At 42.6% G+C, this 13,946-nt stretch carries 9 protein-coding genes; 6 read left to right on the forward strand and 3 right to left on the reverse strand.

From position 1 onward, the window contains the following. Nucleotides 1-33: 33 nt before the first annotated feature. From HY58_RS00980 to HY58_RS00995, 4 genes are all read left to right on the forward strand, one after another. A complete protein-coding gene (locus HY58_RS00980) occupies nt 34-264 on the forward strand; it encodes a hypothetical protein (protein WP_039126426.1) in 231 nt (76 codons plus the stop codon). Beyond that, the gene (gene nth / locus HY58_RS00985; RefSeq protein WP_039126430.1) at nt 261-914 is read left to right on the forward strand and encodes an endonuclease III; all 654 of its coding nucleotides are present in this window, start codon (nt 261-263) and stop codon (nt 912-914) included. Before HY58_RS00980 ends, nth begins: the two co-directional genes overlap by 4 nt. 228 nt (nt 915-1,142) lie before the next feature. Beyond that, nucleotides 1,143-2,504, forward strand: a complete 1,362-nt coding sequence (locus HY58_RS19290) for a murein L,D-transpeptidase catalytic domain-containing protein (protein WP_052323724.1) — start codon at nt 1,143-1,145, stop codon at nt 2,502-2,504. Between the two features lie 63 nt (nt 2,505-2,567). Further along, a complete protein-coding gene (locus HY58_RS00995) occupies nt 2,568-4,946 on the forward strand; it encodes a GAF domain-containing protein (protein WP_039126433.1) in 2,379 nt (792 codons plus the stop codon). On the opposite strand, the gene HY58_RS01000 is transcribed toward HY58_RS00995, so the two are convergent. Together HY58_RS01000 and HY58_RS19295 are read right to left on the reverse strand one after the other, a co-directional pair. Next, nucleotides 4,947-7,574, reverse strand: a complete 2,628-nt coding sequence (locus HY58_RS01000) for a BamA/TamA family outer membrane protein (protein WP_052323725.1) — start codon at nt 7,572-7,574, stop codon at nt 4,947-4,949. Then, a complete protein-coding gene (locus HY58_RS19295; RefSeq protein ID WP_172644580.1) occupies nt 7,571-8,434 on the reverse strand; it encodes a hypothetical protein in 864 nt (287 codons plus the stop codon). Before HY58_RS19295 ends, HY58_RS01000 begins: the two co-directional genes overlap by 4 nt. A 67-nt stretch (nt 8,435-8,501) precedes the next feature. Between HY58_RS19295 and HY58_RS01010 the strand changes: the two genes are divergently transcribed. Continuing rightward, entirely contained in the window at nt 8,502-9,815 is a 1,314-nt protein-coding gene (locus tag HY58_RS01010) for a Pycsar system effector family protein (RefSeq protein WP_039127729.1), read from the forward strand. A gap of 14 nt (nt 9,816-9,829) precedes the next feature. Next, the gene (locus HY58_RS01015) at nt 9,830-12,079 is read left to right on the forward strand and encodes an FUSC family membrane protein (RefSeq protein WP_052323727.1); all 2,250 of its coding nucleotides are present in this window, start codon (nt 9,830-9,832) and stop codon (nt 12,077-12,079) included. On the opposite strand, the gene HY58_RS01020 is transcribed toward HY58_RS01015, so the two are convergent. Continuing rightward, entirely contained in the window at nt 12,045-13,898 is a 1,854-nt protein-coding gene (locus tag HY58_RS01020) for a 2-oxoacid:acceptor oxidoreductase subunit alpha (protein ID WP_039126439.1), read from the reverse strand. The two genes, HY58_RS01015 and HY58_RS01020, sit on opposite strands and share 35 nt — an antisense overlap. Between the last annotated feature and the right edge of the window lie 48 nt (nt 13,899-13,946).

The following is a 13,946-nucleotide window of genomic DNA, read 5'->3' on the forward strand; positions in this document are numbered from 1 at the left end:
GGATATTTACTGGACAAATAAAATGGTTTGATTATGGCAATCTTTACACAGGAAGATCTGTTATTGTATCTCTACAAGGAAACTTCCCTCGCACAAAATGAAGCTATCGAAGCTGCTTTGAAAAATGACTGGGAACTCCAGGAAAAGTTAGCAACCCTTAAGGAATCCATCACTTTACTGGATCAACCACTAGAATCGCCCCGCATGGAGGTTGTTCTAAACGTGTTGAATTATGCCAGGGAAGCAGTGGAAACAGGTGCATGACTATAAGAGAAAGGTACCAGAGATTAATCGAGTATTTTCAACAAAAGGCCCCCAATGCCGAAACGGAATTGTTCTATGACAACCCGTTCCAGCTATTGGTGGCCGTTGTTTTGTCAGCCCAGTGCACCGATAAACGGGTTAATCTAACCACTCCCGCCCTTTTCCAACGCTTTCCGGATCCTGCTTCCCTTGCAGAGGGTTCCATAGATGAGGTGTTTTCCCTCATAAAAAGTATTTCATACCCCAATAACAAAGCAAAACATCTGGTTGGACTGGGCAAAATGCTTATGGAAAAATTCAGTGGTGAGGTCCCAATGACAGTTGATGAATTGGTTCTTTTGCCTGGGGTTGGACGTAAAACAGCCAATGTTATTACATCCGTAATTGATTCCCAGCCTAATATGGCTGTTGATACACATGTGTTTCGCGTTGCTGCTCGCATCGGACTTACCCGGAACGCAAAAACACCCCTGTCAGCGGAAAAGCAGCTGATTCGGCATTTACCCCAACAACTTGTATATAAAGCACATCACTGGCTTATTCTCCATGGTAGGTATGTTTGCACTGCCCGTTCCCCGCAATGTACAATTTGTGGCCTTAAAGAAATATGCCGATACTACCAGTCATTGCCCAAGGCCTCACAACGGTAGATCCTGGGTTTCTGTTACTTATGGAAAAATATTCCAGCCTTGAAATCTGCCAATAATACCAACTTCAAATCGCAATTTGTTGATTAACAATTAGATGTGAAAAATAGTAGAATTACTATGGGGAATTTTCATGCATTTTTGGAGAGAAGTCCTGCATAAAAAAGGAAGATTTTACGTTTTAAAACTTACCTGATCCCGCATTCTATTAAAACGAAAACGTACACATCTATGAAAGCAAAGCTATACGTAGCTGGAATTGGCGGCTGCCTGCTTATTGCGGCTTACTTTACGCCTTCCGACCTGTTTTCCTTTGATCCACAAGCTCCTGCATTTCAGGATTCAATTTATTCGTCAGCTCTGTTAGATTATAAAACTTCTGAGCTTCCGGGTTTGGAGGTCAAAACTCCTGCCAAAATTGCTATTGTCAATAAAATGGCTGTAGCTGCTAACCTGAAAGCCGACAAAAAAGAAAAAAAATCGGTTGAGATCCTCGCATCAAAACAGGAAAAGGCCCCGGTTTTAGCAAAAGTGGAAAAAACTCCCGAACCAGGAGAACAAATAGCTGAGCAATATCTCACTGAAGCCGATGCAATTCCTGCTTCTTCAGAAGAGATTTCCAGTGACATTCACCCTTATATCAAACCAACCCGAACCTTGAAAGTTCCCGGTGGCAGTATCGCCACAACACAAAAAGCGGCAAAGCTTAAAGCAAGCGAGCTTCAAATAAAAATAACCACACCAGTTGTGAGAGAAGCGAGCGCTGTCGCGGCGTCTATCAGGCCTAAAAGGATCGTAGAAGACTTCGCAACTACTGAATTTGCCGTCAATACATCCAATACAAATACCGGAAAGAAATTTCCTCATGATAATGAAGAAGAAGATGCTGCTGCCCGCGAAGAACTGGAGAAAGCTGACGTAATCGAATCTGAAAAAGCGGAAACTGTTGTCAAAGCGGAAGAGAAATTCTACGCTTTTAGGGGTAAAGCTGCGGTTAAAGCCAGTCTTTTTAAATATGTTCCACCCTTCTGGGATGGCTTTTCTCAAGAACTTGGAGAAGAATCTGCCGACAGACCTGAACTCATTCGCAAAGCAAAGCAGCTGGCCGCAATGGCAAAAAAGAATGGCTACAATACTGATATCGCGTTTTTGGCTGATATGAGTGTGAAATCAAATAAGAACCGCTTTTTTATCGTGAACCTCAAAACCATGAGGATTGAAAAAACCTCCCTTCTTGCACAGGGCAGGGGCCGGGAAAAACTTAATCTGGATAAAGATTATTCTAACACTCCCGGTAGTAATCTGAGCTCATTGGGTATCTATAAAGTGGGAAAATCATATAATGGCGCTTTTGGGCATTCATACCGGCTTTTTGGTCTGGAAGAATCTAATAGTAAAGCCTTCCAGCGAGCCATAGTTTTACATGCAATGGGAACCATTCCTGATATGGAAACTAATTTTCCAATCTGGCAAAGTGAGGGTTGCCCTTCCGTTTCTCCCGATATGCTGAAACAAGTTGGGAATATGATAGATCGTAGTCCTAAGCCTATTCTTTTCTGGATGTATGACGATAATTACCTTCCTATGAGCTAAGTTTTCAGGATTAATATTCGCTAACTTTACTACCATTTCTTTGTTAAGCAATAAAGCAACACTATGGAATGTAAAGAATCAGACGAAATGGTTTTAAATAGTAAGCTTTCTTTTGCGCCCCTCATTGAAGCATGGAAAAGAAGCGCTGCAGAAGGTAGTGCAGGTAAACAAAAGCTTTACCAGAACTTGTTGGAAAGGGTATTAAAACATCCGGAACTTCTCCTGCCCATAGATAGCCCGGAACTTCTCACCGAACATGCTGAGTGGATTGATATTCTCATAAGCACCATCTTTCCGATTTCTTATTCGGAAGACAAAGATCTTTATGCTGTAGCAATTCCATTTTCCTATAAAATAATATTCGCCAGCGCACTTTTTCGTAAACAATTTATGGATGAAAAGGGTGAGATACTTTCCATGCCCGACATCCCTTACCAGCAACCATTATCCGAAGACAAATGTTCTGTTGCCTATAAACTGATCCTATCCAAATTTTACGGACAGGAAATCCATGGGAATGTAACAGCCATTCACCATTATCGCAACCCGGTAAATGGTATGATTAATTATATTGAACTGGAACTGGATACCACTTTTATTGATGTAAAGTCTCTTGCACCTTTACCTGAAATCGGTAACAGTCTTCACTGTTGTAATATTGCCGAACTCGGCAAAATGAACCAGTTAAAGGATTTGCTGCCACTGGGTAATTTCCAGTTTGAGGGCCTGACAATTGTGCGCTTAAGGGATGTTACTCAAAGAGAAGTGATCAATAATATCAAATCTATCCTTCTCGAAGCCCGCTCTTATGAGGATGAAGAAGTTTTTTCAGAACTCCAGGAACAGGTTAGAGCCTTAATGGGAATGCCTGAATTGGATATGGGAATAACGCCGTTCTTCCGTATTAACGATAACTATTTTTTATCCGAACAGTTTGGTGGCCATAGTATGATGGTTACAAATTCTGAACAGGGTATTTCCATCCGTGAATCACTCTGTAAAGAATTCCTGGAATTGTTCCGCGAAAGCGAAACACCGGTGCTTTTCAGTGAAATAAATGCAAAACAGATTCTCGATCATCCTTTTCTGTCAAGGCTCCCCCATCAGGGTTATTATAGCGCTGCTTTTTATCCATTAAAATCAAAGGGTAAACTGCTGGGAGTTTTATCAGTGGTACATCCGCAGGAAGGCAAGATACAACGACAGCATCTGGCGCAATTGAATCCTGCCCTGCCTTTGTTTGTCCTGGCAATAGAGAAAGGTGCTGAAATACTTAGTAATGAAGTAGATAAGATCATTAAAAAGCATTTTACGGCAGTACAATCTTCCGTTGAATGGAAATTTACAGAAGCAGCTGTTCATTACCTGACCAATAAAAAGAATGGCATAAAAGCGAAGATCGAACCTATTTTTTTCGATCATGTCTTCCCCTTATATGGCGCCGTCGATATTCGCAATTCTTCAATAGAGCGGGTAAAAGCTATCCAGCTAGATCTGATTGAACAACTAAATTTAGCTGGTAAAATTGTTCGCAAAGCTCAGGAGATCAGTCCCTTACCAATATTGCAGGAGGTTTCTTACCGCATTGATAAGTATTTGTACAACGTTTCAAATATTCTCTTTTCAGGAGATGAACTGATCATCGATAAATTCCTGAAAAATGAAGTAATCGAATTATTTGAGCATCTCAAAGTTGTGCTTCCAACTGTTTCAAATGATATAGATATTTATCTGTCGCGTATTGATCCCCGGATCAGGCTACTTGTGGAAAACAGGCATAAATATGAAGAAAGCATAACACTTATTAATCAGGAAATAGCCAGATTCCTCGACCAGGAACAAGAGCAGGCGCAGAAGATTTATCCTCATTATTTTGAACGTTTCGTAACAGACGGTGTAGATTTTAATATGTATATAGGGCAGTCAATCTCACCCGAACATCCATTTGATACTTTCTACCTCAAGAACCTCAAGATGTGGCAACTCACCACACTTACCCGTGCCGCAAAAATTGTGAATGAATTGCAGCAGAGGTTAAGCAAGCCTCTTCAAACTACACAACTGATACTGGCACATAGTCTTCCCATCTCCATCAGTTTCCGGACTGCCGAACGAAAATTCGATGTGGAAGGGGCCTATAATATGCGCTACGAAATCATTAAAAAAAGAATTGATAAAGTTCACCTGAAAGATTCTAATGAGCGATTGACTCAAACAGGCAAACTGGCTATCGTTTTTTCACAGCCTCGCGAAGCAGCTGAATACCTCGATTACATTGAATTCCTCCAAAATCAGGGATTGCTTCTCAAAGATCTCGAACAACTGGAATTGGAGGAATTGCAGGGAGTCATCGGACTTAAAGCACTTCGTGTAGGGATCAATATGGAAGGCCCTGCAAGAAATGAATCAGTTTCAACTCTTGAGGTTAAGGAACATCAATGATTAAAACTGGTATCCCAGTGAAATAAAGGGGATACCACCATCATCAGACCATGCATAATTAGCAGTAACAACAAATGCGCCGGCAGGAGCCAGCCAAACCCCAGCTCCATAGCCCCGATGCCATTTGTCAGAATTTTCTCCTTTCACCCAAACCCTTCCTATATCATGAAAGGCCAGGATTCCCAATGTTCCCGGCAGGATATAGCCTTTTATATAGGCCAGCTTTAAACGAAGGTCGAAATTATTATAAAACATTTTTTTGCCTGCAAAACGGTATTTACGAAAACCCCGAAGGTTTTCTGAGCCTCCCAGGAACTGCGATTGAAAGAATTCAGGTTTTCCTCCGTTTATTCCACCGCCAACACGCCCAGCCAATACCAATTCGCTTTTTTTATGGAGCGTTGTATAAACTGAAAAGTCGGTATTCAATTGGCTGAATGAAAATGCGTTCCTACCCAGGCCATCTGCCCAGTTAATTATATTAGACCACTTAATTCCTCTTCCCGGCATGGCCTCATGGTTGCGAGTATCAAGATTTGTTTGTAGCTGAATTCCCACATAAGACTTCTTCGAAAACAATCTTTCTGGGTCCAGTCCTGATCCAGGATCTAATCCACCATTTGGGTCATCAAGATATTTTCCTTTATTATCATCTTCATCTATACGGTAATGTTGAAAAACAGGGCCCAGAAGGAGGCAAAATGATTTGCCTGGATTTGCTTTCAGGTGAGCGCCGAATTCTGCCAGATTGAATCTACTACGGTAATAACTGATTTTCTTGCTGCCCGTATCCGGAAACAAGGTTTCATTGCCATAACCAAAAAAATTCTGGACATAATTGGGCGCCTTCAGATTTGCCGCAACCCTCAGATCAAGTTTTCTGTGAGTGCTAAATGGTACAGGAATAATGTCCACCGCATCCAATTGGTATCTGAAACTGTATGCCCCGGAACCCAGCGCATGATTGCCTGTTAATATTTGCCGGATCGCATAAGGTTCTTTACGAAATCCATGGCGTATCCTGCGAAATCCTGCCCCCAGGAAAATGCCATCATCAGGATTGAATGCCACTGACAAGAGGGGAGCAGTAACATTGTACCTGAAGCTCCTCGGCGAATATGCATGTATGGTAGTATCAGAGGAAAAATTCCTGCGAAATTCTTTGCCCAGATCACTAAAATTGGCTTCAGCAAGATGATCATACCAACGGATATTCTTTGGTCGGGCCACCAGTTTGTCAGACATCAGACTGTCTTTACCTTTTCCACTGATAATTCGTACAATGGGCCCATGGGTAGATTCGCCTTCCAAATGAAAGATATCATCACCATTCATTCCATACAACCTTAGTTCATTGGTTAGCTCCGGGTCGATCTTCCTCTCATATAATTTCCTTGACCGTTGTCCCTGTTTATTTATATTAAACATCTGTACCAGTAGCATGCCATCCTGCTGCCATTCAAGTTCAAACCATTCGCGCTCATTCGATCCCGTTAGTGTGATGATCTTTGAAAGAAAGCGATAATATTCAAGCATTTCATCAGAGAGATGTTTTCTACGTTGTTTCAGTTTGGATCCAATATCCATACCGTGCAACATTCTTATTTCCCCTGGCTGCTCCTGAATGGCGGCATCAATAACGCTGTCGGTCATGCGTTTCAGGAATTCATCAACGGTAACTTTCCAGGTTGCCTCATCGGGTTCATTCAGGTAAAGTCGGTCAAAAAAACGAGCATTGAAATTAAAGGTCCTTATATCTCTTGCTCTGGCGTGGAAACCCTGAAACTTTGGTTGTAACCAATTTCTGCTGATAATGCCAGGAAGGAAACCATTGTTTATAAAAAATGGCTGGTCGCGGTCGCGGGGTATCGGGTAATAAATGGTTTCGTCACTTGTTTTATTCCGGCCCCATCGCCATTGATCCTCATGCCGGTCAAAATCCATAATAAACATGTCAAGGGTCCTTGCCACAAGTACCGCACGCTGGTTTACCCTGTTATCATTGTCTTCCAACAACTCCTCCAGTAAATTCTCGCTGTTCCAGGTCTTCGAAACTCCCTCGGGTTCACGTGGTTCAAGCAGGAAAAGACCATTGGCAAATGTCTTTTGATAGATGCCCAAAGCTGTATCATCGGGCACATAATACAATTTAGGTACCAGGTGTGGAATACCGGCTGCTGCCGCTAAAGGTGGAACCGATAAGGCTGCAAAGGGATAAGAAGCAGATATGCCATCCACCACCGCATCTTTAATGAACGTTTCGCGTAAGTTTTCTGGTAAAGTCTTATCCGGATATTTTTCCACGCTTCGCAAAGCATATTCTTTTCCTGAACTGTCTTCAAGTCTTAATGATCGCGATTGCATTCCGCCTCCCTGTTTTACCGGCTTTAATCCTCCAAATTGTGTGCGGATATCCAGCACCGGAACCCTTACCGGACTAATCCATTCAGGACGATAATTAGCTCCCAACAACCATTTTTTAAATGGACCAGCTTTATAAGCAGGAGCAGCTATAACGGTTACAGAATCGGGAAAAATCTTTCCTCTTCCACTGAGAGTCTGCGCCTCCACATGCAGCATTGTGAGCTGTAACATTATAGCAAATGAGAAACTGAAAAGCTTTTTCATGGCTGTTTTGTTTCTGTGATCACAACTGCTTTTCGATAAGGAAAAAATAGTAAAGAGGCCTTGGATTGGCGACCTTCATTGGCAATATACATATCACCATTAGGCGCAAAACAAATGGCCTCCGGCTGCTGAAATAAATCGCCATTGATATTATATACCGCTTCCAGCTTTCCATTGGGCGCACACTCCAATAACACTTTCCCGATTGAGGCAATTATATATATTCTCTTTGTCAAAGGGTGGAATGCTGCTGCTGAGGGTTGGCATTCAATGGTATCATCTTTTCCCATACTTCGAATGGTTCGTATCGGAATCGAAAAAGCAGGTTCTTCAAGGTAGCTGTGAGTGCGAAGATCAAACCTCCATGCATTAATGGTGTCGGCATTTCTGCCACATGTTTTGCAAAATAATAATAATTGATTCCGTTCAGGGTCATATACCATACTCTCAAATTCCGTATAGCGGGGAAAACTTCCATAATAAACCTGCTGCTCCGAAAAATTATCATCATCAAGCAGGTGAAGATTGCCATTGCTTTCAAGTACATAATATCCCTCTGGGGTGTAAACTAATTCCTCATAATCCGCCTTCTTTCCAAAAGGCCGTTTTTCAATGTCACCAGTAAGTGGATTTAATAAAAAGGCTACTCCCAATTCATCATTAATTGCAATTAATTCACCCGGCGACCGGAAGCTGATGCCTGATATCTCACGCAAAGATTTTTTAAGCAGTAGTGTTGAGCAAGGCTCCATTTCATACCCCTCCAAAGCAGGAACAAAAGATCTCCCTCCCAGACGGTTGCAGGCAACTGACAAAATGCATATTGCCAACACTGTTATTAAAGGGGGTATCCTGCGCATACTGCAAGTTAGTAACTCTGCACAATGCTTGGTTAATTGCTTTAATTTAGTAGCCCAAACCCGGATTATGGATCAGCAGAGCAAAATTCTTGAATCTTCGGAACAATATGTGCGCCAGTTATTTGAACAAAAAGTTCCGGCAGCATATTATTTCCATGATCTGCTACATACCGTTGCCGTTGCGAAAGCTGCCCGTTTGATGGCCGATCATTACAAATTGGAGGGGGAAGATTTTCTGGCCCTTATGCTCGCTGCCTGGTTTCATGACACCGGATATAGCAGGCAATATGCGGAACATGAATTAGCAAGTGTGGAGATCGCAAGAGATTTCCTGGTGCCTGAAAAAATCAGCGCTGAATTATTCAACCTGGTGGAAGGATGCATCCTTGCAACACGAATGCCCCAGGCGCCTCTTAAACTGATTGAACAAATCCTTTGTGATGCAGATCTTTTTCACCTGGGCACTGAACACTTTGAAGAACAGACCCGGCTTCTGAGGAAAGAGATTAATACAGTTACTGATAAAGAAATCACTAAAAAGGACTGGAGAAAAATCAATGTCCGCTTTCTGGAAAAACACAACTATTTCACTGAGTTTGCACGGCATCATCTTGATCCGGGCAAGAAGAAAAATCTCGATGAACTTCAACCACCTTTACCAGTTATTAAAAGGAATATTGCCCCCAAAAAGGAAGGAACAAAACGCCGGAAAGAAATTCCTCTTACAGATTCTAAACCTGTGAGTATTGAAGTTATTGATCTTGCCCACAAACCAGTAGCAGACTCTTCCCTTTCCCCGGGCGCACCTGCAAATCCGGATAAGAGCAAGAAAAGTAAACTCGCAGATCCCCGGCCCGAGAGAGGTATCGCCACCATGTTCAGGATTATGAGTGAGAACCATATTAACCTCAGTCAGATGGCCGACAGTAAGGCTAATATCATGATCTCTGTTAATACAATTGTTCTCTCTATCCTTGTTTCAGTTTTACTCGGCAAACTCCAATATTACCCCCAATTCATTCTACCCACTTTTCTGCTTGCGTCCTCCTGCCTTGGGGCTGTGGTATTTGCCATATTTGCCACCAGGCCAAATGTAACAAAGGGTTATTTTTCTGAAGAAGATATTCGCCATAAGAAAGTAAATCTCCTCTTCTTCGGAAACTTTTTCAAGATGGAACTCCCCGATTACGAATGGGCTATGAAAGAAATGATGAAGGACTCTGAATACCTCTATGGTAGTATGATTAAAGATATCTACTACCTTGGCAAAGTGCTGGCACGAAAATATCATTATCTCCGCATTTCCTATAATGTCTTCATGTTTGGATTGATCATCGCCGTGCTGGCTTTTGGGGTTGCCGCATTCATGGGGAATAAATAAGAGAACAGTTATTCATGATCGATTATATCCGCGCGTATAAAAAATACAGCAGCAGCTATTATGTATCTGAAGGTGTGCGCACAACCTCTGGCGTTATGATACCCCTGTTAACGGCTAGCTACTTCGGTGAATTACGCATGGGCATCGCACTTGGACTGGGCGCAATGTGCGTGGCGCTCACCGATAATACAGGCCCAATCCACCACCGGAAAAATGGTATGGTTGCAGCCCTGGTACTGATTTTTATTATGGCTTTGCTTACAGGTTTCGCAATGAATTGGCCTGTTCTGCTGGCATTGCTGATTGGCGTAATGGGATTCGCCTGCTCCATTATTGGCGTATATGGCGTGAGGGTGGCTGCTGTTGGTGTAGCCGGCCTCTTAGTTATGATACTAAGTATTGATGAACGGAATAATACAGACGATGTTATACGAAATGCATTCCTCGTGGCGGCAGGCGGATTGTTCTACCTCATACTCAGTTTGTTGCTTTATAAACTGCGGCCTTATAAGCTTATCCAACAAGCATTAGGTGACGCGCTTATCTCTACAGGCGATTATCTTCGTTCCAGAGCCGCCTTCTATGAAAATGGAGTTGATTATGAAAATACCTACAAGAATATTCTGGAACAACAGGTTCAGGTTCACAATAAACAAAACCTAGTACGTGAAATGCTATTCAAAACCCGCGATATTGTTCGGGAATCCACACATACCAGCCGGATCCTGATGATGATTTTCCTTGATAGTGTTGATTTGTTCGAAAGGGTAATGACCTCACAGCAGGATTATAAGCAACTGCATGAACAAATGGATGACACCAATCTACTTCCGGCTTTCCGTAACATAATATTGAAACTGGCAGCCGAAACCGAAGATATCGGCCTTGCTCTGCAGGAAGGTAAGGCATCATCTCCGGATACCGACCTGGAGCGAGAAATCAGAAGCGTAGAGGAGAATTTTCTGAAGCTTCGAATTTCGGCTATGGATGATAGTAATATAGAAGGCTTTATTGGCATGCGTCATATACTGAATAGCCTTAAAGATCTGTATGCCCGCATAGAAACACTCCATCGCTATACCAGCTTTGATCAAAAAATAAGTGATAATTTCAAACGACAGATTGAATACTCCAAATTTGTTTCACCAAGCGATTTCAACAGCAAATTATTGCTGAATAACCTTAATGCAGATTCCAATATTTTCAGGCATTCCATTCGGGTTGCCATATCATTGGTTGCTGGCTATTTCCTCAGCCTCGTATTGCCGGTTGAACACGGTTACTGGATATTGCTCACCATCCTGGTAATTTTAAAGCCGGCTTATAGCCTAACCAAACAACGAAACCTCCAACGTTTGGGAGGTACTTTTGCCGGGGCTGTTATCGGGACTGTTTTCCTGCTGTTTATTAAAGATGAAAGGGCGTTGCTTACTATACTAATTCTCGGCATGATCATCGCCTATAGCATGGTTCGCCTTAAATATATGGTAAGTGTCATTGCTATGACCGTTTACATTCTTATAGCCTTTCATTTCCTGAAACCTGGCGACTTCACGGAGGTTTTACGCGACCGGCTGATTGATACTATTGCGGGTTCTGCCATAGCATTTATTGCCACCTTTGCAGTGCCACCACGCTGGGAACATGAACAGATCCAGGATCTGCTTCGCGAAACCCTCAAGGCTATCCGGAATTATTTCAATTTTATAAGTAAACCTTTTATCAACGAACCTCTCACTAATCTGGATTATAAACTTCATCGTAAAGAGGCCTTTGTAAAGTTGGCAAATCTGTCAGATGCATTCCAGCGAATGCTAAATGAGCCGCGAAGGCAGCAAAAGAAAGTGCAGGTTATTCACCAGATGGTTGTTAGCAATCACATGCTGGCATCACATATTGCAACTCTTTCATCATATAGAAAACTGGCAGAACAATATGCAAGCGATAATTTCAGGCATATAATCCGTGCTTCATGCAAGCATCTGGAAATTGCAGAACAAACCCTGAGAAAGGATGACATTATTTCAAAATCTCCCAACGATGAGGAAAACTTCCTGATCCGTGAAGAACTGAAAATACTGTTGCAGCAACGCCTTCATGAACTGTCGGAGGGTAGCCTTGATACTAGTATCAGAAGGCGTTTCTCAGAACTTAAGACAATTGCCGACCAGTTTGAATACATAAATAAGATCAGTATTGAATTGGAGCGACTTGCAGTGAAACTATCATTTAATTCAGACCACCAAGCATCTCGCGTAGTTTAAAGATTAATTCTGTTTTCGTGATCGGAATTCCCATAATCTTATTGTAAGCTTTCGCATCAACCAGGTACTGATCCCGGATGATCTTAACCAACTGACCATTGTTGATCTCTGGGATCAGTACATGATCGAAATTTTTGATCATATCTCCAAGGTTTCTGGGAAAAGGACGCAAGTGACGTAAATGCGCATGGCTAACTGAATACCCTTCGGCCTGCATTTCAGCCACTGCACTCTTAATAGCCCCATAAGTAGATCCCCATCCCAATACTAAGATCTGGCCTTTTTCAGGGCCACTGTCAAGCTTTTGCTCCGGAATATATTCAGCGATCTTATCAACTTTTTCCTGCCTGATTTTCACCATCAATTGATGGTTTTCAGGATCGTAGGATATATTACCCGTAATATTCTGTTTTTCCAATCCACCCACCCTGTGTTCTAATCCGGCAGTACCCGGAATTGCCCAGGGCCTCACTAGTTTCTCATCCCTCAAATATGGTTGAAATTTCTCCTCTCCATGCCCAAGATCCGTCTTGAATTTCACATCAATCGGGGCAAGATCATTACTAGTTGGGAACTTCCATGGCTCAGCGCCATTGGCAATATATCCATCGCTCAAAAAGATAACAGGCGTCATATGCTGTAATGAAATGCGCGCAGCCTCATATACAGCGCTGAAACAATCACTTGGGGTTGACGCTGCTACTATCGGCATGGGGCACTCACCATTACGTCCGTAATAGGCTTGCATAAGGTCACTCTGTTCTGTTTTAGTGGGAAGTCCGGTTGAAGGGCCTCCCCTCTGTATATTTATTATGAGCAAAGGAATTTCCAGCATTACCGCCAATCCCATTGCTTCCGTTTTTAACGCCATACCCGGACCCGATGTAGTGGTGATTCCAAAATGACCTCCGTATGCTGCTCCAATAGCAGAAGTTATTGCTGCGATCTCATCTTCGGCCTGGAAAGTTCGGACGCCGAAATTTTTATACCTGCTTAATTCATGTAAAATATCAGAAGCCGGAGTAATGGGATATGATCCAAGAAATAGCGGTAGACCGCTTTTTTGTGAAGCAGCAATCAAGCCATAGGCCAAAGCCTGGTTGCCCATGATGCTCCGGTATTCACCGGGTTCCATTTTGGCTTTTTCAACCTTATAACGGGTAGTAAATGTTTCAGTGGTATCCGCAAAATTATACCCTGCTTTCAATACCCTGATATTGCTCTCAAGAAGATCTGGTTTCTTGCTGAATTTTTCAGTAAGAAACTTGATACTGCTATCCATATCGCGATTGTACATCCAGTAAAGAAATCCCAGCACGAACATATTCTTTGCACGGTCCTTCTCTTTTGTGCCAAGCGTAAAATCTTTTAGTGATTCCCTTGTCATTTTTGTCACATCCATCCTGATCACCTCATAAGATGAGAGGCTGTCATCCTCAATGGGATTAACACCATCAGGGTAATTGGCCAGGCGAAGATTCTTGGCATCGAAACCATCTGTGTTGACAATGATCTTTCCGCCCTTTTTGATCGACTTTAAATTGGTTTTTAACGCTGCGGCATTCATGGCTACCAGTACATCACATTCATCACCTGGAGTAAAGATGCGGTCGCTTGAAAAGCGTAACTGATAACCGCTCACTCCCGGGATAGTACCCTGAGGTGCCCGGATCTCCGCGGGGAAATCAGGAAAGGTTGCCAGATCAATACCAAGCATCGCGGTGTTATTGGTGAATTGGGTACCAGTTAATTGCATACCATCGCCACTGTCACCGGCGAATTTGATCACCACTTCGGGAAGGAGTTCTTCTTTGCGCATACTACAAAGATAAAGGGGAATTGGGAATGGGTAAAAGGGAAAAGAATC

This window comes from Flavihumibacter sp. ZG627 (assembly GCF_000814325.1).
Lineage (GTDB): Bacteria > Bacteroidota > Bacteroidia > Chitinophagales > Chitinophagaceae > Flavihumibacter.

Excerpts from the sequence above, each read along its gene's own strand:
- HY58_RS01010 (WP_039127729.1), top strand. The coding sequence starts at position 8,502 with ATGGATCAGCAGAGCAAAATTCTTGAATCTTCGGAACAATATGTGCGC.
- nth (WP_039126430.1), top strand. The coding sequence starts at position 261 with ATGACTATAAGAGAAAGGTACCAGAGATTAATCGAGTATTTTCAACAA.
- HY58_RS01000 (WP_052323725.1), bottom strand. The coding sequence starts at position 7,574 with ATGAAAAAGCTTTTCAGTTTCTCATTTGCTATAATGTTACAGCTCACA.
- HY58_RS19295 (WP_172644580.1), bottom strand. The coding sequence starts at position 8,434 with ATGCGCAGGATACCCCCTTTAATAACAGTGTTGGCAATATGCATTTTG.
- HY58_RS01020 (WP_039126439.1), bottom strand. The coding sequence starts at position 13,898 with ATGCGCAAAGAAGAACTCCTTCCCGAAGTGGTGATCAAATTCGCCGGT.
- HY58_RS00980 (WP_039126426.1), top strand. The coding sequence starts at position 34 with ATGGCAATCTTTACACAGGAAGATCTGTTATTGTATCTCTACAAGGAA.
- HY58_RS01015 (WP_052323727.1), top strand. The coding sequence starts at position 9,830 with ATGATCGATTATATCCGCGCGTATAAAAAATACAGCAGCAGCTATTAT.
- HY58_RS00995 (WP_039126433.1), top strand. The coding sequence starts at position 2,568 with ATGGAATGTAAAGAATCAGACGAAATGGTTTTAAATAGTAAGCTTTCT.
- HY58_RS19290 (WP_052323724.1), top strand. The coding sequence starts at position 1,143 with ATGAAAGCAAAGCTATACGTAGCTGGAATTGGCGGCTGCCTGCTTATT.